The sequence below is a fragment of the Enterococcus aquimarinus genome, from assembly GCF_001885765.1.
In the GTDB taxonomy this organism is placed as follows: Bacteria; Bacillota; Bacilli; order Lactobacillales; family Enterococcaceae; genus Enterococcus_I; species Enterococcus_I aquimarinus.
Genome location: NZ_JXKD01000023.1, coordinates 1 through 21,926 on the forward strand (window position 1 = coordinate 1; position 21,926 = coordinate 21,926).

A 21,926-nucleotide genomic window follows, 5' to 3' on the forward strand; every position below is an offset into this window, starting at 1 on the left:
TCCCAACCATTACAACCGTTGAAATAAAGTTTGGTGCATAAGTAACCGTTTGCGAGAATTTCTTTAATGGGCCATCTTTAATTTCATTTAAAGCAAGTGCTAAAATAATGGGTAAAGGAAACCCAACGACTAATGAATAGACACTAATGCCAATCGTATTTTTTAATAAGTCCCAAAAATAATAAGAATCAAAGAAACGTTGAAAATGTTTGAATCCCACCCAAGGGCTCCCCCAAACACCTAACGTCGGAATATAATCTTTAAAAGCGATCATTACTCCATACATTGGGATATACGAGAAAATAAAGAAAGCTAAGAACGCTGGTAAGATAAAGACGTACAGTTGACGACTTGCCAGGATGCTTTTTTTTCTTTTTTCTCTTTTTTTCTGTTGCGCAGTTAATTGCGGCTTATTGCCAGTTAACTCCATTTTTTTTCCCCCTTCAAAATCATTTGCTTGCTGAACACGTTTTCAGAATAGCCCTTTCATCAATTGTTCTCAATATGTGGTTTTTGACCCGCTTACAAAGTCAGTCATGACAGCATTCAAACGCTCCCAAAAAAACACTTTTAAGCGTGATATTCCCTTGTATGATCTGATTGATTGGTCAATTTTGGGCATCTTTACTATGTAATAACCGCTTTCAATGTGTAACTTTTTACGAATAGGTACACCGTTAGTCTTTTATACTATACTAACGGTGACTTAAATAAAAAGGAGAATAAAAAAATGAAAGCGATATATTTTACAGGTGATTTAACGCAAGTGGAAACCGGCTTACAGATTCTTGCACCAAAATTAGGGTATACCATTCATACAGATGGTATCGAAATTAAACTCCAACAACAAGGCGAATCATTAATGGTATCAAAAACCATCGACGCTATCCAAATTACGTTTCGTGAACCGGCACATCTTTTTAGAGGATTGACTCTCCTCCTCGCTCATTGGGAACAAGAAACCTATCATTTAGTGGAACATCCTCATTTCAAGTTGATTGGTCCGATGGTCGATACGTCACGCAATGCCGTCCCGACTGTCGAAAAAATCAAAGAATTATTGGAAACGTGTAGCACGATGGGGCTTAATCAATTCATGCTTTATATGGAAGATACGTATGAAATTCCTGAGTATCCTTATTTTGGTTATCTCCGTGGACGCTATACTTACACGGAATTAAAAGAACTCGATGACTACGGTTTTGCTTTAGGAATTGAACTCATTCCTTCGATTCAAGTCTTAGGCCATTTAAAAAATCCTTTGAAATGGAACTTTGCGCGTGAAATGCGTGATACGGAAGATATTTTATTAGTCGATGAACCCAAAACCTATGAATTTTTAGAAAAAGCGATTCAAGCAGCTTCACGCCCATTTCGTACAAAAAAAATTCATATTGGAATGGACGAGGCGCATACATTAGGTCTGGGACGTTATTTACAAAAAAATGGTTTTGAGAATCGCTTTGACATTATGAACCGTCACCTCGCGCACGTTTTAACGATTACCGATGCACTTGATTTAGAAGTTGAGATGTGGAGTGATATGTATTTTCGTCTTGGTTCTAAAACCGGTGACTACTATGATCCAGAATTTGATATTCCTTCTGAAGTCGTTAACAGTATTCCAAACGTCAAAATGGTCTACTGGGATTACTATCACCATGAAGAATCTGAATATGAGAATTTACTGGCTAGCCATCAATTACTGGAAAAACCGATTGTCTTTGCGGGTGGCATTTGGACCTTTAACGGCGTTGCACCGAATTACGGAAAAACAATGATTTCAACAAACGCAGCCTTAGCAGCCTGTAAAAAACAACAGATTGAATCCGTTTATGCAACACTTTGGGGCGATGACGGAGCAGAAACGCCACTTGATACGGCGTTACTCGGGCTTCAATTGTTTGCCGAACATCAATTTAACGCAGAAGTTCCCGATGAACTCCTTGCCCAACGCTTTATGGAAATCCAACATGAATCGATGGCTGCCTATTTATTACTCGATCGTTTTGATCAAACCCCAGGAGTCGCTAAAAACAATCCAAGTGGTTCGGCGATTAGTAAAATTATTTTGTATCAAGATTTATTACTTGGCCTTTACGATGAAACCATTTCATCTTTTGACTTAACCACACATTACAAACAATTAGCACAAGAATTAAAGACTTGCTCCCGCGCTAATCATTCAGAAATCTTTGCTCACTATACGCGACTTGCTGACCTACTTGTCATCAAAACGGATTTAGGAATTGCGTTAAAAGCAGCCTACCTTGCGTGTGAGAAAACACAAATGAGAGAACTATTAGTCACCATCAATCAATTAAAAGAGCAAGTCCAAGCGTTACGATTGGGGCACCGAAAAATTTGGTTTGCGGCAAATAAAGCATTTGGTTGGGAAATTCTGGATATTCGTTACAGTGGGATCTTAGGACGGATCGACACGACCATCTGGCGGATTGAAGCATGGCTCGAAAATGATCAGCCAATTGAAGAACTAGCAGCTGAACGTTTGCCTTTTGATGGACCTTATCCAATGCCTGAAGGAATCATTCTCGGTCGGAACCTCTATCATGGTATAATAAGTCCGAGTAAGTTATCCGACGTTTAAACGTCGTAATTTTGGAGGTAAGAAAGATGTTAAAAAAAGTATTTGTCGGCATCGCAGGGTTAATTTTTCTAATCTTTATTCTAAATAACGTGAACAAAGCCAATGATATGAATGAGAAAATCAATCAAGAAGCTGGCGCAGTAGAGATCAAAGGAAACATTACCAACGAAGAAGATGTTTATGCCGTTTATGATTTATTAGAAAGAAATCTGCAAGCTGCCAATGACGAAGATGTGGAAACATACCTTCAGACATTAATTCCTGAAGCACGGGAAGCAACAAAAAAAGAAATGACGACTTTTTTTGAAACATATGATGTGAAGCACACACTTCTTTCATTCGAAGTTCGAAAAGAAGATGGTGAACGTATTTTAGTCAAAACCCAGCAACGCACCGTTAATGAAGGCACGGAAGAATTTCGTAATCACATTACCGAAGCCAATCATACGTTTGTCAAAATCGACGGCGAATGGTTTATCGAAGAAACAGCAATGAGCAATACCCAATTCTTTTAAGAATCGTGAATAAGTAAGGTGTTCTCTAAGTTTCAGATTTTTGTCACCCATTTATCAATCAAACGTTCATCAAAAAAGAGGGCTGTGACTTTTGTCACAGCCCTCTTTCCTATGTTTGGTCAAGTTCAATAATTAAAAAATACTCTTGTTATCAATTACTTCTTACTTCGAGTCCCTTCAAAAGTCAAGATTGAACTCGTTTTTGATGGTTGTTTTTGATACGTATAATCCGCAGAATAGGTCACATCGGTGAAACCAATTTCCTCTAATAATAATTGAAACTCGGTAACACCATACCAACGCAACACTAATTTTTGCAATTCCGTCTCGACTAACTTTCCCTTGCGCCATTTTTCATATTTTAAATAGGATAATGTCCATTGATTGATCCAGTCGATTTCAACCGAGTGATTTTCAAGGGTAATTCCTTCAACAGGTGAGATTTCGTAAGCATTGGTTGAAACTTTACCTGTTGTCCAATCCGTTGGAAAAACGAGATCAATCAACACTCGTCCACCCACATTTAAGTGTTCATAAAAACACTGTAACGCATTTTTCGCCTCATCTCGTTGCTCAATCAATCCGAAAGAACCCGTTGGAATCACAATGGCATCGTATCGACTCTCAAGTGAAAAATCACTGAGCACTCCTTCATGAAGATTGGTTATCAGATTTCTTTCTTCACAACGTTTACGACAAGACGCTAACATTGCAGGGGAATAATCAATACCATCGACTTCAAAATCATTTTCGAGTAAGGGAATCAAAAAGCGACCCGATCCCACACCGGCTTCCAAGATTTTCCCTTCTACTTCTTTTAAACGTTCAAGATAATATTCAATATCCCCATGAAGCGAGTAACCCACAGGCTTCGTAAAATCATAGACTTCTGTACTTAATTTCCCATAATAACTATACATCGAATCCCTCCTATTCATTTTATGACTCATCCAAATGATGCAATGGATTTTCTAAAGTAAACAACTATCCAACTAAAGTACATATACTACTCTTTTTTTATACCGCAGACTCGTAAATATATGCCTTTTTCACTTTTCTCTTGTGCTTGTCGATTCATTTTTTGTGCCTTTTCTGAATAATTAGAAGTAAAATCGACTGTTTCGTCCACTCTAACTAGAGGATCTACAAGACGCGTTTTCTTTTTCTGATAAATATCGTAACGATCTCCTGGCAATACTTCTAAAAAAGTGACGGGTTGATAAAACTGACGGAATAAACCACGTAATTCCGTATCTTCCATTTCCGATAGTTGCGTCAAAATCTGAGTTTCTGTTTCCATCAAATCATTGACTGATAGAGATTCATTCGCCAAAGCATAGGTTAGAATTTGGCTCATCCATTCATAACCATAAATATTCACGGGGGCATAAAAAAAGTCAAGTACTACTTTATAGTATTCCTCATTGAACCATTCACCAGCAGCGACATTTCTCAACACTATTTTCCCATCGATGAGACTTAACTCCTTTAAAAATGAATGAATCTCAGCTAAATCAGTACCAAAATAACGATGAGCTTCACGTAAAGTATAGTCCACACGATCGGCACATAAAACGGGCGCTTCTTGTTCTAATATTTTCCACTGCGTATCATCGAGTAATAATTCTTGCCAATCAAAACGATATTGCTTTAAAATTTCGGGGATTGAACTTTCCTTCAAGTACTCTTCCTTAATTTTTTCATGGTAGTCTTCTTGATTTCGTTTCATCACCAAGTCAATCACATGGGGAAAAACAGTATGAGAAACGTCATGTAATAATCCTGCTATTTGCTCTTCTATAGAACCACCAAGCTTACGAATCAACAACATCACACCGATTGAATGTTCATAACGCGTTTCATTCCAAAGAGGATTCAGTAAATAACTTGCACCAACCATATGAATCTCTTTTAATCGTTGGACTTCTTTACTTTGAATCAACTCCGATAGAACTTCTTCCACTTCGTATTCACCATACAAAATATCTGAAACAATCATCGAATCGCCTCCTATTAAAGTGCCATTTCACTCCTATTGTACCTTTTTAAAAGAATAATAATACCTCGAAAGAAGCTGTAATCCCTCCAAATAATTGTAGTTAGAGCTTTTTTCAGAAGAAAAAGCACCAATCACAAAATCGTGATCGGTGCTTTAAGTGTGTGTGGGTAAAAATTGTCGATAAAGATCAGGTTACTCTCCTAAACCAACAGTACGAATTTCGTAGGCGCCTAATTTTTCTGGATAAGCTTCATCCATTTTTTCTTCTAGTAAGTTTAGTAGCTCTGGTTGCACATTGTCTTTCTTAATAGTTAACTCACGGTCGGTATCAGCCATGTTGTAACCACGCAAGATGACATGATTATCTGATTTACGACGTTTTAAGGCCGTTGGAACAAACAGATCACCTTCTAATTCAACAAAGACACGGCTTGATGCCAATGTTCCTTCTTGAACAGCGATTTGTGCGGTAGTGAATGGAACTTGTGCCGTATACGTGTTTTGGTAAGTCGCATAACGTGACTCAGGTGCACCATGCAGTTCAACACTGTAATTAAACGTATACTCACCAATACATTGTGCTTCTGGTGTTGGGAAATAACCCCAGTCACCAAGTTCACCAACGGCACGTAATAACGTCACAGCAATCGTCTCATTGTTGACAATTTCGTATTCATTTAAGCCGTAGTTTCCAACTGTTACGCCACGTGTCTCATCATGCAGATTGGCAAATGCGTGTTGATGTTGTGGGTTTGTTGGGTTTTTCCAACTTGCGCTGACACCATTCGGACGTTTCACGACTTCATAAATACTATCTGCTTCGTGCGTATCCACATTGACTAAGCCTGTTGGGAATAACACGCGTAGACGGTGGTCTTTCATTTGGTTATTTAAGCTTGTTTCAAAATCAACTTTCTTGCTTTCGCCCGTAATCGTAACAAGCGTTTTAATGGTAAGAGAGGCCGTTTCTTTTGAACGTTGTGCTTTACGTGAAGTAAAACCAATCACCATTTTTTGTTCTTTTTCTAATAATCCATCCGCGGAAACAGGAATGTCTAATACATGAGTGATTTCAATCACTGCTTTATTCGCTGTATTTGAAATAACGTTGATTGCGGCTTTCACGTCTGATGACAGGATTGCTTTATCCCCTTGTGGTTGCATGAAGATATATTCATTGGCAATATCGCCCACGTTTTCAAAGACTGCTAAGTTATCGACAGTGACGTCTGTTTCTTTATCGGTAATCGCTAAAGAACCATTCTCCGCAATTTCAACTTTAATGAAATCATTTTCAATGACCGTTCCCGCTTCATTTGCTAACGTTCCGGCTTTTTCTTCCACTTTTCCTGGTACTAAAGCATAGGTTTCCCAAGCATATGGTGCCATATCTTTTAACGGCATCGTCACGGTAACGTAACGCTCCATAAATGGAATACGGAAAGCATCTTTTGGTAAGTCATAATCAAAGCGAATTTCTTCTTCAGAAATCACTGCGTCTACGACATTTCCTGCTTGATCAATCACATGATACTCACCTTTTTCAACTTCTTCTAATTGACGATAAAGTTGTGCCGGCCAACCTTGCGAAAATGTTTTACGTTCTAACTCGATATCGACAATCGCATCGCCTGATTTGGCTAAGCCATTCGTATTGAACACAACAAATGGGAAACTGTCGGCTGGGAAATTGGTTGTATCCATTTTTTCCGTTAATTGACGGACCGCTTCATTTGCTACGTATTTTCCTACTTCGTTGGCTTTTTCAAAACGGGGCATCATTTCACGGTGAACTTCATCAACCGAACAACCACAGATCGAATCATGTGGATGGTTTTGCATTAATGTTTTCCAACCATACGTTAACTCATCATGTGGGTATTTCCCTGTTACTTCATAAGCCATCGTCGCTAAAGGTTCTGCAATATTTTCTAATTGACGTTGGACACGGTTATTCCATTGTTTTAAGTAAACACGTGCAGAAGACGTGTTGGCTAATGTGAACCAACCATCTGTTTCTTGCGACGTTAATTCTCCTTCAACAGTTCCAACATCTTCAGGCAAATCTTGTTGGACCGCTTCTAAGTAATCCGTGAAGTTTGAGTGAATGAACTCATAGTCTGGATACAATTCGTTTGCTAATTTGATGGCTTGTGTCACATCTTTTTGAACAGGTTGATGGTCAACCCCATTCATCATTAATAAGTGACCGGTAGACGCAAATTGTTCCACGTCTTTTAGTTTTTGATCCCAGAATTTAATGGCTGCTTCTTTTTCAGCAGGAATTTCATTTCCGTTACTGTACCAGTTGGCAAAGAGCAAACCGAAAATCTCTGATTGGTCTGGACCTTTCCACCACATTTCAGAATATTGTGAAGAATAACTTTCAGCTTCAATGACTTCGTTGTCAAAGCCAATTGGTTTCACACCGCGACCAAAAGCTGCTGCTTCAAGTCCGGCTTTTTTCATCATTTGTGGCGCTTGTCCCATATTTCCGAAAGTATCTGGGAAGTAACCTAATTTAACCGGTGTGCCCCATTTTTTACTTTCTTCCATCCCAATTAACATATTACGAACATTCGACTCTGAACTGATTAAGAAGTCATCTTGTAAGATGTAAAATGGGCCAATGCGTAATTTTCCTGCGTCAATCGCTTTTTGAATAGCTTCACGTTTTTCTGGACGAACTTGTAAATAATCATCTAAGAGAATCGTTTGGCCATCTAAATGGAAACTATTGAAGTCAGGATCTGTTTCGAATAATTCTAATAAATCATCCATTAATTCCACTAATAACATATGGTGTTGTTCGTATGGTAAGTACCACTCACGGTCCCAATGACTATGAGAGATAATATAAACTTTTTTCTTCATCATGTACGCTCCTGTTCACTCATTCTTTATTTTTCAACGCGGATATCAAAGTAATCCATGACTAACTCACAAAACATCATGTTTGCCCATGAGAACCATTCGCGCGTATAGGCATTTGGATTATCAACGTCAAATCCTTCATGCATTAAGTTTGTGCCACCATCTGTTGCGACTAATGTATTTAAAATCCGTTCTTTCTCCGCTTTATCGTTAGTGGTCATCCCTTCCATTGCCATTGCGATTGGCCATACATAGTTTTCTGGTGTGTGTGATGAGCCAATTCCTTTAGCGAATTTCCCTTCATAGAAGTATGGATTTTCTTTACTTAATAATGTTTGACGCGTGCGCAGATAACGCTCATCATCCACTGAACCATAACCTAAGTAAGGCGCTGAAATTAAGTTTGGTACATTACTATCATCCATTAATGACGCATTTCCTAAACCATCGACTTCATACGCAAAAACTTCTTCTCCAGCTGCATTTTTCGTCAATCCGTGTGCTTCAATCCCTGCTTCGATGTCTTCACGTAATGCTTTTGCCTCGGCAACAATCGCTGCATCGTCTAAAATTGTTGAAAAAATTTCTTCGATATAGCCTAAAACGACAACCGCAAACATATTCGAAGGCACTAAGTAACCACCACCAGCACAGGCGTCGTCACTTGGACGGAAACCTGACCAAGTCATCCCTGTTGGTGCGACTTCTACCCCACGACCATGATTGATCAATGTATCTTCTGCTCTCCATGTGTCACGAACAAAGTTATAAGGGGATTTGCGGTGATCTTGTTCTGTTCTGAAAACGTGTAAAATCTTTTTAATCCCTTCAACGAAATCTTCGTTAAATTGATCCGTACGTCCAGTATTTTTATAAAGTAAGTAAGCCAGTTGTGTTGGGTACGCTAATGAGTCAATCTCATATTTACGCTCCCAGATCCAATCGTTCATGACTGTATAATCATCTTGATGTCCTGCACCATTTGCTTCTTCATTAAAGGCATTCGCATAAGGATCAATATTGATATAAAAGAATTGTTTCTTCACTAAACCACTAATCATTGAAGCTAAATCTTCATCTTCTTTGGCTACAACTAAATACGGACGAACTTGAGCAGTTGAATCACGTAACCACATCGCAGGAATATCTCCTGTTAATAAGAAACTCGTTCCGTCTTCATGACGTTTAACGGTTGTTAATAACGTATTGGCAAAACCCGCATTAAAGTTTTTCGCCCAATCGGCATGTTCTTCGCCACATTTTTCTGTGATCATATCCATAAAGTTTTGTACTGAAGTTGGTATATCTTTATAAGCCATTTAGTTCATCCTCCATAAATTTGATATATCTTACTACGTCAGTATACTTCCTTTTTTTCGAATTGTCTACGTTTTCAAACGAAATATTTGTATTTTATTTTCTTGAAATCTGTGATATCATCAATATATGATATACCAACTAATGTTGAGATCGGAGGATTCTATGAGCCAACCTCTATATAAAAAGATACTAACGGATTTAAGAGAAGAGATTCTATCCGGTAAACTTGCGGTGGAAGAACAACTCCCCACTGAAAAAGAACTTTCGGATCGTTACCAAGTGAGTCGTATTACCTCAAAAAGAGCCTTAAATGAATTAGAACAAGAAGGGTTAATTTATCGTGTCCGAGGAAAAGGGAGTTTTGTGAAAGCAAAAGAAACAAGTGCTACTACGATAGAAGAATCGTTTGTCATAAAAAATAATAAAGCACTGTTTATCTTGCCGTTTTTAAATGACCTATCCGTTGGGAACTTTACAGAAGGGTTATTACCAACGTTACAACAAGAACAAATTGAAGTTTCGATGGCAACCTTAGATGTCTTTAAGCAAAAGACCGTTGATGAGCTGACGCAAGAATATGATGGCCTCATTTATTATGCGGAAGATACCGATTTGTATCTCGATATTCTAGTCAAACTCTCCATGAAACATTTTCCCGTCATCGTACTGGATAAAAAGCACTTTGAACTAAACTTCCCAACGATTTTATCAGATAACGTCAATGGTGGATTCCTTGCAACGCAGCAATTAATTAACCAAGGACATGAACGGATTGCTTACTTATTTGGGAATACGACCCATCCGCAATCCGTAAAAAATCGTTACGTCGGCTATTTACATGCGTTAAATCAAGCTGATATTGCGTTTCATACTTCTTCCGGCGATGAAAAAGCGACAAACAATGATTTAATTGAGTATTTAACCGAAAATAATATCACCGGAATTGTTTGCGAAAATGATTTAGTGGCCATTGAAGCAATGCGTATTTTAAAACAACAGCATTATCATGTTCCGGATGATTTTTCGATTATTGGTTTTGATAATATCCAAGCTTCTCAATTCGTTGATCCACCACTCACAACGATTGCACAAGATTTTACCTTAATCGGTGCGATCGCTGGTGAAACCTTGATTACCTGGTTAAAAACAAAAAAAATGCCCCAGGATCAAAAAGTCCCGGTCCGTTTAATCACAAGACAATCCACAAAGGAGAGAAATAGATAAATGATTACAAAGACAATTGACACAAGACATGGTACAGCCAACCAATACAGCTTTTCGAGTGGGAATTGCTTACCTTATACCGGCGTTCCATTTGGGATGAATTACGTTGCCGTTCAAACAACAGATCAAAAAGGAAGCTGGTGGTTCCATCCCGAAGATCGCACATTCCAAGGGTATCGTCTAACGCATCAACCGAGCCCTTGGATGGGTGACTTCAGCCGTTTGTTAATGACGCCACTCAGCGGAGACGTCCACCAAGCAAGCACTTTCCATACGCAAAGTTCGTATCGTCCAAATGAAAGTACATTTCATCCGACTCATGTGAGCGTGACTCAACTGCGTTATGGGATTACCTCAACGATGATTCCGAGTCTGTATGGTGGTATTTTAGAAATCAATTATTCCGATAAAAATGCCGGATTCATGCTTTCACTTCCCGGACGTTATGAGGTCGAACAAATCGATGCCCATACGATTCAAGGACACGTCATCAATTTTTCCGGTTGTGAAGACAATGATTTACGCTTTTACTTTATCTTCTCTTTTGAGGAAGCGATTACGTCAGAAACAATCAAAGAGACTGGTGAAGATGGCCAAATCATCGTCCGTTTTGGCGATATTCCACAACAAAATATCCGTTTTGGCACTTCTTTCATTCGTTTAGAACAAGCACAATTAAACTTATCACGAGAAGCGACCCAAACAGCGACCGATTATTTAGAAAAAAGTTTAGCGCTATGGGAAGGTTATTTAAGTCGCATCGAAGTTGAACATCAAGATCCTACACAAACAGCGACGTTTTATCATAACTTTTATCGGATGTTCCTCTTCCCACAAACCTTTTATGAAGTAAACGAACTGGGTGAAAATATCCATTACGATACATTCAGTAAAACCGTGCGCCCGGGTGTGCTTTACACAAATAATGGTTTCTGGGATACGTACAAAACGGTTTACCCAATGTACTCTTTAATTGCGCAAGAGAAATACGAAGAGATGTTAGAAGGTTTCTTAAATAGTTACCACGAAACAGGCTTCTTACCAAAATGGTTATCTCCCGATGAGCGTGGTTTGATGCCTGGTACCTTAATTGATGCCGTGATTGCGGACGCTGCAGTTAAAGGCATTCGTTCTGATTTAATGCCTGCAATGTTAGAAGCGATGAAAAAAGCCGCAACGGTTCAAAGCGAAAATTCAAATTATGGTCGCCAAGGGACGCTTGATTACTTAAAATATGGTTATGTCCCAAGCAATTACCATGAGTCAGTCAATCATACCTTAGACTATGCGTATAGTGATTTTTGTATTAGCCAGGTCGCCCAAACACTCAATGATACAAAAACGGCAGAATATTACGCTGCACAATCATTAAACTATCGAAATATTTTTGATCAAGAATCAGGCTTTATGGTCGCAAAAGACCAAGAGGGCCATTTCCGTGAGAACTTCCTCGATATTCGCTGGGGGCGTGATTATGCGGAAGGTAGTGCTTGGCAAAGTAGTTATGCCGTCTATCAAGATTTTGCTGGCCTAATTGACGAACATGGTGGTGCAGAAGCCTTCGAGAAGAAATTAATCGAATTAAATAACCAAGCACCGCGCTATAATGTCGATGGTTATGGTTTTGAAATTCACGAAATGAGTGAAATGGCTGCATTAGAATTTGGTCAACTTGCGATTTCGAACCAACCAAGTTTCCATTATCCGTTCTTATTTAGCTATATTGGAAAACCTGAAATGGCCCAACCACTCTTGAAACAGTTGATGACACAAGCCTTCAACGCCTCACCTACCGGCTATCCAGGTGACGAAGATAACGGAAGTATGGCTGGTTGGTATATCTTTAATAGCTTAGGTTTTTACCCAGTAACGCCAGGTTCTGGCGAGTACGTGATTGGCATGCCTTTAGTTAGCAAAGCCACTGTTCACTTATCAAATGGCGAAAAATTGGTGATTAAAGCGAGTCCTAACTACCCACAACAACAATTCTTGCACGAAACAAAACGGAATAATGACGTACATCGTAAACTATTCTTTGATCATAGCGATTTAATGAATGGTGGAACGATTCATTATCAATTAGGCACCGTTCCAACACCAAGAACAGTGACCACAAACGAATTACCCTTCTCATTATCTAAATAAAAAAAGAACTCCGGAAGATCGACAGTCATCACGTCGATTTTATGGAGTTTGGCTATTTTGTTTACGGTTCGATTATGTCAAAAGTCGGGGCAATCGTCACAGTGCGATTTTCTGTCTGAAAAACTTTTACGATGCGATACGTTCCAGGAGGCAATTCATCAAAATACGTCGCTAATGAGATGCCTTCTTCCGTCGTAGCATTAGCTTCTAACAAGAAGGCAATTTCAATAAAAGCAACGGGTTCATCAAAAGGAACTTGATACCAAGAATCTTCGAGCCATACTTCCAACGTAAAAGGGACACCGTAATAATACTCATCCGCTGTCAAATTTTCAAAAAGAAGCGTTTGCGGTTCATGAATCGTCTGAATCGTTTCTTCTTTAATCCGTCCTTCTATGCTGCCTTGCGTGAGGTTTACCGTTGACCGTTCTAAATCAGTCGGTCGAAAAGCTTGCATGCGACAGCCAGTGAGAATTAACAATAGTAACAGTAGGAAACAGAAACGTCTTCGCTTCATTTATTGCCCCTCCCTCAATTTGTCCTTTACACTTTTCATTATAACACCATGAGGATCGGCCTAAAAATAAAAAACATTTGACCTCTCAGCTACGAGTTCTATTCCATCGATCGTCGAAAGTCCTATCCCGGTCAATGAACCTTAACGCTTGATGATCTGTATCAAGTGACAAAAATCCACTTCCTACCTCTTGTCTGATTGCGACATTTGGTAAAAAGTGGATTTTATTGGTTCTAAATTAACGAGATTCTTTTGGTGGTTGGCAAACATCGCATTTTCGTTGATGATTGTTTTTAAATTTTTTGAAGTTTTTTTCAAATTTGTTTCCGCAAGCACATTCAAATTCTAATTTTTGCGAAAAACCTTGAAATTCCTTCGTTAATAATTTACTATCTGAATTTTTTTCGACAAACTCTCTGATTTCTTGGATATTCCATCTTTTACTCATTGACGATACCTGCTTCTTTCTTTTTCTGGGATGCTTTTAAAAAGTGCGTTGTTGCACTGTTACTCAGGGTGAAACGGTTTAGCTAGAGCATGGGATCGGAGATAAGATGAAAGTGCGAAAATCGTTGCTCGATTTCCTTCCTTTCCCTTTATCTCTCACCCATAAACGCTCGTTCTAAGACCTCTTTATTGAAATGGTTTAGCTCGAGCATGGGTTCGGAGATAAGATGAAAGTGCGAAAATCGTTGCTCGATTCCCTTCCTTTCCCTTTATCTCTTACCCATAAACGCTCGTTCTAAGACCTCTTTATTGAAAATGGCTCATAAATAATGCGGCGATGTTAAAGTAAATTAAGACGCTGGTTAAGTCACTTAAGGTGGTAATAAAAGGACCACTAGCGACCGCTGGATCAAAACCTAAACGATCCATGAGCATGGGAATTAAGCTTCCGGCTAAATTCGCGACGGTAATCGCGGCCATCATCGCCATCCCAATGACAAATCCTAAAATAGGATTGCCTTTCCAGACCGCAACAATCCCAAAAATCGTAATTCCGGTTACCGCTCCTGTGATTAAGCCCGTTAAGATTTCAGAAATGAGCACACGAATGAATGATTTTTCTTTATCATCACTAATGGCTAGACGACGGACTGCAACCGCTAGCGATTGTGTCCCAGCATTCCCTGCCGTTCCAGTAATTAATGAAATAAAGACTGCCAAAATACTAGCCTCACTGACAAGTACTTCATATTTAGCAATTAAAGTCGCTGTTGCCATTCCTAAGAACAATAACGTGATCAACCATGGCAAGCGACGCGTTGAAGCTTTCAGTGGACTCTCACTAACTTCTTCTACGTTAACCCCCGCTAACCCAGAGTAATCGCTTGTTGCTTCTTCGTCGATAACGTCGATGATATCATCGACTGTCACAATTCCTAATAAATGATCTTCATAATCCGTCACTGGTAATGCTAGGAAATCATAATCACGGAACGTTTGAGCGACGTCAAATTGGTCATCGCCAACATGGACGGAGATTACCCGCTCGCTCATGATTTCGCTAATAAAGGTTTCATCTTCATTGACGATCAAATCTCTTAAGGAAATAACGCCCACTAATTGATTTTGATCATTCACGACATAAATATAATAAATCGTTTCAGCCACAGCCGCTTCTTTTTTTAAGTAGCGCATCGCAGAACCAACGCTTTGATTGGCCAAAATCGATACATACTCCGTCGTCATAATCGCACCAGCTGTTTCGTCTTCGTAGTGCAATAATTCTTTGATTTCAGCAGCTGCTTCAGGACTCATTAAACTTAAATATTTAGCGGTATCTTTTTTACCTAATAAATTCAATAAATCGACCGCATTATCCGTATACATGGCTGATAGCATGGCTGCAGCGTAACTAGGACGCATTTCTTCTAAATATTCTTTTAAGGCGTCTTCGTCTTCTTCTAACGAGTCAAACATGTCCGCTAATTCTTTAGGAGACAAGTACGAATACATTTGTGCCCGCTCTTTTTCCGTTAAAGACTCATAAAACTGTCCTTGCTCGTAAATATGTAATTCTAAAAAATTCTCCCTAAAGTCAGAAAGATTTTGTTCTTGTAGTGCTATTTTTAAGACCTCATAGCGAGTGTCTAATTCATTTTTTTCTTCCAAATCATTCACCTCTTCTAATCAATTATGCTTACAATCGCCTCCATATCCTCTGGGAGTGGTTGTTGAAAGTGTAAGGCTTCTTGGGTAAAGGGATGTCGAAACTGTACGTCGTAACAATGGAGCGCCTGACGCTGAATCGATAAATCCATTCGTCCCTCATACATATCATCGCCAACTAAAGGCCAGCCATTCGCCGAAAAATGAACTCTAATTTGATGTGTTCGACCGGTATGCAGTTGAATATCCACCAAGGCAATCGTCTCATTTTTCTTGACTAACCAATATTCTGTTTCTGCCTCACGCCCTGTTTCGACGACTTGACGCTTAATAATCGACGTTAAATCCCGACCAATCGCTTGTCGCATCCAGCCGTGCGCTTGTAAGGACTCCACGTCCCCTGAAACAAGTGCTTGGTATTTTTTAGCAAATGTTCGTGCACGCAACTGCTCGTCTAATTTTGCATGAGCAAAACCGTGTTTGGCAAATACCATTAAGCCTGATGTATCTCGGTCAAGGCGCGTCACCACATGAACGACTTGATTGACATATCCTTGTCGCTGATAATAAGCCTTCACCCGATTTGCCATTGTTTGATTCGGATGATATTGGGCTGGAATGGAAGAGATCCCTGTTGGTTTATTGACAATCAAAAGATGGTCATCTTCAAACACGATATCAATCGGCGTGTGATCTGCGACGAGGGTTTCATGTTCTCCTTCATCCGGAATAATAATCGTCACCACATCACCGGCATTCAAAAAATAGAGGACATTTTTTTCTTCTTGATTGACAAGAATTTGTCCTCCTTGGAACTTAATCTTTGCTAAAAGACGTCTGGAAATCCCTTGTTCGGCTAAAAAAAATTTCACTTGTTGTGTCTCTTCTTTTTCATATTGATAACTAAACTTCATCTTATGATAAATCTCCAATAAATGCTTCCCGTACGCGACGCCAAAAATCCATATGGCGATACGAGGCAAAGCGAATTTTTTCGGGCGCCACTCGGTAGTACACCGACGCCACATCTGCTTGCTGAATACTAAATTGATCCACCGTTACAAGGTGATCCATACTTTTTGGCAATCGTATTTCAATCCAATCGTCCTTTGGTACAACAATCGAAGAGCCGACTGTGCGAAAAACACGATTATTAAGCGAGGCGATTTCTGTTAATTGCATCGCTTCAATACTCGGATGTAAAACGGCGCCTCCAATACTTTTATTATAAGCCGTTGAACCAGTTGGTGTTGAAACAGATAGGCCATCCCCACGAAAATGCTCGAATAATTCATCTTTTAAATAGACATCTGCGACCATCGTTCGGTGTTCACGCTTAATCGTCGACTCATTCAACGCCAAGAAATGCTTATCTGTTCGACCATCCCGATAACGAATCACGACATCCAATAACGGATAGCTAACGTTTTCTTCTTGGTTATGACATAGCGTTTCAACTAATTCTTCTAACTCATAATCCCGCCAATCCGTATAAAACCCTAAATGACCAGTATGAACCCCTAAAAAACGGACCTGTTCCAGCTTGTGACTATATAAATGAAAGGCTGAAAGCAAGGTCCCATCACCGCCAATCGAGATGACAATTCCCGGATTTTCTTGATCAATGATATTCCCTGATGTTGACAATAGTTTCGTTAATTGACTCGCTACCGCAATGGATTTCGCCGATTGGTTGTGAACTAAAGCGACTCGTAAGCATCCCATCGGTTTCATTCCCCCCACTCAAGCTCTTTTTGGTAATGAAAATGATCATTCGCGCCTTTTCCATGTGAAAATAAGCGTTGTGCCTCTTGAATCTCTACCCGAATATTCGACATTTCTTCGTCTAATTGGTGCGCCGCTTCTGCTGCTCGTTTCAAACGCTCCCCAATTTCTGCTGGAAAATCGCCTTGATATTTATAATTGAGTGAATGCTCAATCGTTGCCCAAAAATTCATTGCTAATGTTCGAATTTGAATTTCTGCCAAAAGCACTTTTTCGCCATCCACTAACTGCACCGGATATTCCACCACTAAGTGATAAGAACGGTACCCACTCGCTTTTTTATTTTCAATATAATCACGTTCAATCACAATTTTCATGTCTTTACGATTACGCAATAATTGAACAACATGATAGATGTCATCCACAAATTGACACATGATTCGAAGACCCGCAATATCTGACATTTCAGTTTCCAACCGTTCAATCGGTATGTTCCGTAGTGTTGATTTTGCTAAAATACTATCGACCGGCTTCACACGTCCAGTCACAAATTCAATCGGTACATGTTGGCTCGTTTCACGAAATTGTTTACGAATACCTCGTAGTTTTACCTTCAACTCTGAAACAGCTTGTTCATAAGGTGCTAAAAATAAATCCCACTCTCTTTCCATGCTTCATCCCTCTTGTCTTTCCACTCAGATTCCTTCCCTATTTTAGCACAGATTTGATAAAACCTTTAGCCTTCTGACGAAACAATTCATTTCTTTCTCTTTTTTCACAGATAAGCTACAATAAAAGAAAAAGCCACCAGTGGCAGATGAACGATTGAAGGAGAAAAAAATGGCACAACAATTGGAAATTGAGTATAAAACCTTATTAAATCAGGCTGATTATCAGAAAGTTTTTGAGTATTATCAATTGCAAGATCAGTCCTTCCAGCAACAAACCAATTATTATTTTGATACATCTGATCAACAGTTACAAAAAAAACGTTGGGGTTTACGCATTCGTCAGTATCAAAATTACGGTGAATTAACGTTAAAATGTCCCACCACTACGATAGGATTACTTGAAATCACCGACTCCTTATCTTTGCAAGAGACGAAGCAACTCATCGAAGAAAAACGCATCAAATTAGGTGGAGAAGTGGCCAAACGATTAACTGAAAATGGCATTGATCCTCAAGAAGTCAGAATCATTGCTGAGCTTACGACAAAGCGCTATGAATTTCCTATCGCCGTTGGCTTACTGGCACTTGATCATAGTTGGTATAACGGTCGCGAAGATTACGAACTCGAATTAGAAGTGAGCGATGAGACACAAGGAAAAATTGATTTTTCTCAACTGTTAGAAATGTTAAAAATTCCTTATCAAAAAGCTGAAAATAAGATTCTTCGGGCGATGAATCGTTAAATAAAAAGTGTTTCATTTCATTTTTTTTACAAATTCTGTTACAGTGGATAGTAATAAAGAGAGAACGTCTGAATGTTGTGTTCACATCACTGTGTGAATTCTTTTTTTTGTCTCGATTGTTCTTTTTTAAAATGCATATGGGGGTTTATCCATTGATCGAAATCTATCTATTTGTCAATCCACTTGGTAAAAACTGTGCAGAAGCAGAAAAATTATTGATTGATTTTACGAGTACGAGATCCGAAAAAATCGACTTAACGATTATTCCATTGATTAACCAGCGAATGATTACTGCTACATTTGAACAACAAACCATCGATTTAGAATCACGAAATCATTATTTTCGTTTAGCATATACAATTGCCTTAGACTTTAAAGCCGCTCAAATTCAAGGAAAAAAAGGCGCCCGTCAGTTCCTGTTAGCCCTACAACATCAATTACTCAACGAAGGCAGCCCTTATTCTGAGTCCCTCATTAAACAACTCTTTTTACAAACCGGTGGCGACTATGCGATGTTTAAAGAAGATCGACACTCCGCCTTAATTAAAGATCTCTTTTTAAAAGATCAATGCACTGCAAGAGATTTTCACGTTTATAAACAAACGAGTGCCGTTATCTATAATTGTTACCGCGAAGAAGATGGCTTATTATTAGAAGGATTAGACTTAATTCAAGAAGTCATTGAGCTTCAACGTTGTGCACCAAGAACCCCATCCTTACTACAACCATTGAAGATGAATAAAGCCTATAATTAGATCATGTTCGCGAAATTTAGCTAGTGAAATACCGGATAAATAGAAAAAAGGAGAAGATTCCCCAAACGGGACCTTCTCCTTTTTTTATTTAGACAAGTTCACTAATTAAGTCTTCTAGTTCATTTAAGCGTTGTTCAAAGACGTGCATCGCATCTTCCAAATACGTAACTTGAGTCATATCTACCCCAGCTTTTTTCATCACTTCAATTGGGAAGTCACTGCTACCAGCTTTTAAGTAGGTTAAATACTTCTCGAGTGCCTCTGGTTCTTCATTTAAAATTTTATCCGCTAACGCTGCAGCGGCTGAAAAACCAGTTGAGTATTGGAACACATAATAATTGTAATAAAAATGCGGAATTCGCGACCATTCCAAGCGAATTTCTTCATCTTCTGTTAAAGCTTCCCCGTAATATTTTTGATTCAGCTGACCATAGTTTTCACTTAAGAATTCACTCGTTAATGGGGTCCCTTTCGCATCTTCCACGTGCATAAAGTGTTCAAATTCCGCAAATTGCGTTTGACGGAAGACAGTTCCTTTAAAACCATCTAAATAATGATTCAAGATAAAGGCCCGGACAATCGGTTCTTTTTCGGTTTTCAATAAATATTCCGTTAAGAGATTTTCGTTTGTTGTTGAAGCAATTTCAGCTAAGAAGATCGAATAATCACCATAGACATACGGTTGATTTTTCCGCGTAAAATAACTATGCACACTATGACCGACTTCATGAACTAACGTATAGAGTTGATCTAATGCATCGTGCCAGTTCATCAAAATATAAGGCGGTGTATCATAGGCACCAGATGAATAAGCACCACTGCGTTTGCCTTTATTTTCCACAACGTCAATCCAGCGACTTTCAAAGGCTTCCTTGACAACTGCTAGATACTCTTCTCCCATTGGTTTCAACGCTTCTAGGGCTTTTTCAACCGATTCTTCATAACTATAACGAATCGGCGCTTCACCTAGTAGCGGCGTATATAAATCATATGTATGTAATGTATCTAGCTTCAACAATCGTTTTCTTAAAGCCATGTAGCGATGGAGCAACGGCAAATGATCATTGACAACATTGACTAAGTTATCATAAACAGCTTCTGGAATATGGTTATGACTTAACGCAGCCTCACGAGCTGACTCAAAATGACGGACCTTCGCTTGAAAATTATGTGCTTTAATATTCGTACTTAATGTCGTCGCAAACGTATTGCGGAATTGTTTATAAACGCTATAAATCCCTTTGAAAGCTGCTTCTCGTACTTCACGATTTGTACTCTCCATCAATTGTCCGTAGATGCCATGAGAGAGTTGAATTTTTTCGCCATTTTCACCGTCAATAATTGGAAATTCTAAATCCGCATTATTTAAAACGGAAAAAGTTGTACTTGGTGAACGGAAAATTTCACCTGCACCGGCTAATAATGCTTCTTGTTCTTGCGGTAAAATATGGGAGCGGTTCGCAATAACTTGCTCAACATAATGACGATAATGGGACAGTTGTGCTTCTTCCTCTAAATAACCCAATACTTGCTCATCAGACAAGGTTAACAATTCCGGTTCGAACCACGAAATGGCTTCGCTCACTTGGGAAAGTAACGCACTCGCGCGACCGTATAAGCCTTGATACGTTGTATTCGCCGTATCTTGGTCATTTTTAAGATGACTATAAACATAAAGTAATTCTAACTGACGAGAAACGTTTAAGATGTATTCCAACGCTTCTAAAAAGGCTTGTGCGCCATTGCCGAGCGTTCCTTTAAGGGTCTGAGCTTTCGGTAAAATCGCTTGTACCTCAGAAAAAGTGGCTTCAAACGCCTCGTCATTTTCAAATATTTTGGTTAAATCCCATGTCATTGCGACAGGAACATCCTCTCGTAAAGGTAATTGTTTTGGTGTATCTGTCATAAATAAACTCCTCCTTTTCTCATAAGTTTATCACATAACGAAAGGCTTGCCTTCATTTTAAAGGAAAAATTTTATTCGTATGATAATTCAGTGCATTCCGCATAAATGGCATGTAATATTTCTTGTTGCGAAACGAGCGGATACGGCCAGTCTGAACACACTTCTTGGATCGTCGCAACCCATTGTTGAAAGGTCTGACCTTTAGTGTAACAAAAACGCAGATACAATAAGGTTTCTTCAAAAAAGAAAAAATACATACTTTCCTTGTAACAACAATCGGGTAAATATAAGAGATGTCCCCCTTTAAGGTAAATCTTTTCTTGTAGTTGCATAATTTTCGGATCACATTGAAAGAGTTTTTCTTTTAAGCTGCATTTAAATTGTTGAATATGCCACGGATAATTTCTTTTTGCAATCGGTGTGAACGCGAGGATCTGTTTTATTGAAAAGGAGCGATAATGAAACGCATATCGTTCATAATGATATCGTCGCCGGTAGTGCCACTGGATATGATAATACAAGAGCAATTGCCCTTCCTCAACGTCAATACTATCTGACACTCCACACGACTAAAGTCGTGGGGTTCTTAGGTAGTACGCCCTAACAGGCGCAAATTTACTAAGCTATCCCCGAAAGTCCTTCGGTTTTAATATTTATGCTTGCATTAATATCTCTATCATGAATTGTTCCACAATTTGAACAGACCCATTCACGAATATTTAGCTCTTTCTTACCGTCATTCTGACCGCAAGAAGAACAGATTTGTGAACTTGGGAAGAAACGATCTACTTTAAGTAAAGTACGCCCTTTCCA

General features: G+C 39.0%; 19 protein-coding genes and 1 pseudogene. 6 read left to right on the plus strand and 14 right to left on the minus strand.

All coding sequences use genetic code 11. The features are described from left to right. Positions 1-430 (minus strand): annotated as a pseudogene (locus RU93_RS11160) (sugar ABC transporter permease); the annotation flags it as partial. A 300-nt stretch (positions 431-730) separates the two neighbouring features. Here RU93_RS11160 and RU93_RS11165 point away from each other — a divergent pair. Both RU93_RS11165 and RU93_RS11170 read left to right on the plus strand, forming a co-directional pair. Further along, on the plus strand, positions 731-2,608 hold the full coding sequence (locus tag RU93_RS11165; protein ID WP_071875714.1) for a beta-N-acetylhexosaminidase: 1,878 nt from the start codon (positions 731-733) through the stop codon (positions 2,606-2,608). A 26-nt stretch (positions 2,609-2,634) separates the two neighbouring features. Continuing rightward, positions 2,635-3,123, plus strand: a complete 489-nt coding sequence (locus tag RU93_RS11170; protein ID WP_071875715.1) for a hypothetical protein — start codon at positions 2,635-2,637, stop codon at positions 3,121-3,123. Positions 3,124-3,278: 155 nt separating this feature from the next. Here RU93_RS11170 and RU93_RS11175 read toward each other — a convergent pair whose 3' ends face one another. From RU93_RS11175 to RU93_RS11190, 4 genes are all read right to left on the minus strand, one after another. Continuing rightward, positions 3,279-4,043: a class I SAM-dependent methyltransferase gene (locus RU93_RS11175; RefSeq protein WP_071875716.1), complete on the minus strand. Its 765-nt coding sequence runs from the start codon at positions 4,041-4,043 to the stop codon at positions 3,279-3,281. 86 nt (positions 4,044-4,129) lie between these two features. Further along, the gene (locus tag RU93_RS11180; protein ID WP_071875717.1) at positions 4,130-5,122 is read right to left on the minus strand and encodes an HD domain-containing protein; all 993 of its coding nucleotides are present in this window, start codon (positions 5,120-5,122) and stop codon (positions 4,130-4,132) included. A 192-nt stretch (positions 5,123-5,314) separates the two neighbouring features. Continuing rightward, entirely contained in the window at positions 5,315-7,996 is a 2,682-nt protein-coding gene (locus RU93_RS11185; protein ID WP_071875718.1) for an alpha-mannosidase, read from the minus strand. Between the two features lie 26 nt (positions 7,997-8,022). Next, the gene (locus tag RU93_RS11190; protein WP_071875719.1) at positions 8,023-9,315 is read right to left on the minus strand and encodes a glycoside hydrolase family 125 protein; all 1,293 of its coding nucleotides are present in this window, start codon (positions 9,313-9,315) and stop codon (positions 8,023-8,025) included. A 163-nt stretch (positions 9,316-9,478) separates the two neighbouring features. Here RU93_RS11190 and RU93_RS11195 point away from each other — a divergent pair, with 163 nt between their 5' ends. Continuing rightward, on the plus strand, positions 9,479-10,540 hold the full coding sequence (locus tag RU93_RS11195) for a GntR family transcriptional regulator (RefSeq protein WP_071875720.1): 1,062 nt from the start codon (positions 9,479-9,481) through the stop codon (positions 10,538-10,540). Beyond that, positions 10,541-12,685 (plus strand): GH92 family glycosyl hydrolase, encoded by a 2,145-nt coding sequence (locus RU93_RS11200; RefSeq protein WP_071875721.1) that lies wholly within the window; start codon positions 10,541-10,543, stop codon positions 12,683-12,685. It abuts the gene before it with no gap. Between the two features lie 61 nt (positions 12,686-12,746). Here RU93_RS11200 and RU93_RS11205 read toward each other — a convergent pair whose 3' ends face one another. From RU93_RS11205 to yjbM, 6 genes are all read right to left on the minus strand, one after another. Next, positions 12,747-13,202, minus strand: a complete 456-nt coding sequence (locus RU93_RS11205) for an immunoglobulin-like domain-containing protein (RefSeq protein ID WP_071875722.1) — start codon at positions 13,200-13,202, stop codon at positions 12,747-12,749. A gap of 238 nt (positions 13,203-13,440) precedes the next feature. Further along, positions 13,441-13,650: a hypothetical protein gene (locus RU93_RS11210; protein ID WP_071875723.1), complete on the minus strand. Its 210-nt coding sequence runs from the start codon at positions 13,648-13,650 to the stop codon at positions 13,441-13,443. A gap of 305 nt (positions 13,651-13,955) precedes the next feature. Continuing rightward, positions 13,956-15,317 (minus strand): magnesium transporter, encoded by a 1,362-nt coding sequence (gene mgtE / locus RU93_RS11215; protein ID WP_071875724.1) that lies wholly within the window; start codon positions 15,315-15,317, stop codon positions 13,956-13,958. Positions 15,318-15,331: 14 nt separating this feature from the next. Beyond that, positions 15,332-16,228, minus strand: coding sequence for an RluA family pseudouridine synthase (locus tag RU93_RS11220; RefSeq protein WP_071875725.1), 897 nt, complete (start codon positions 16,226-16,228; stop codon positions 15,332-15,334). 1 nt (position 16,229) lies between these two features. After that, the gene (locus RU93_RS11225; protein ID WP_071875731.1) at positions 16,230-17,039 is read right to left on the minus strand and encodes an NAD kinase; all 810 of its coding nucleotides are present in this window, start codon (positions 17,037-17,039) and stop codon (positions 16,230-16,232) included. Positions 17,040-17,044: 5 nt separating this feature from the next. After that, complete coding sequence (yjbM, locus tag RU93_RS11230; RefSeq protein WP_071875726.1) at positions 17,045-17,710, minus strand: GTP diphosphokinase; 666 nt, start codon at positions 17,708-17,710, stop codon at positions 17,045-17,047. A gap of 139 nt (positions 17,711-17,849) precedes the next feature. Between yjbM and RU93_RS11235 the strand changes: the two genes are divergently transcribed. After that, on the plus strand, positions 17,850-18,452 hold the full coding sequence (locus RU93_RS11235; RefSeq protein WP_342741508.1) for a CYTH domain-containing protein: 603 nt from the start codon (positions 17,850-17,852) through the stop codon (positions 18,450-18,452). Between the two features lie 152 nt (positions 18,453-18,604). Beyond that, the gene (locus RU93_RS11240; RefSeq protein ID WP_071875728.1) at positions 18,605-19,207 is read left to right on the plus strand and encodes a DsbA family protein; all 603 of its coding nucleotides are present in this window, start codon (positions 18,605-18,607) and stop codon (positions 19,205-19,207) included. A gap of 88 nt (positions 19,208-19,295) precedes the next feature. On the opposite strand, the gene pepF is transcribed toward RU93_RS11240, so the two are convergent. The 3 genes from pepF to RU93_RS11255 form a co-directional block, all read right to left on the minus strand. Then, positions 19,296-21,113, minus strand: coding sequence for an oligoendopeptidase F (pepF, locus tag RU93_RS11245; RefSeq protein ID WP_071875729.1), 1,818 nt, complete (start codon positions 21,111-21,113; stop codon positions 19,296-19,298). Between the two features lie 71 nt (positions 21,114-21,184). After that, a complete protein-coding gene (locus tag RU93_RS12180; RefSeq protein ID WP_211272592.1) occupies positions 21,185-21,673 on the minus strand; it encodes a hypothetical protein in 489 nt (162 codons plus the stop codon). Positions 21,674-21,731: 58 nt separating this feature from the next. Continuing rightward, positions 21,732-21,926 (minus strand): zinc ribbon domain-containing protein (locus tag RU93_RS11255; protein ID WP_143139456.1); only part of this gene is annotated, 195 nt, incomplete at its 5' end.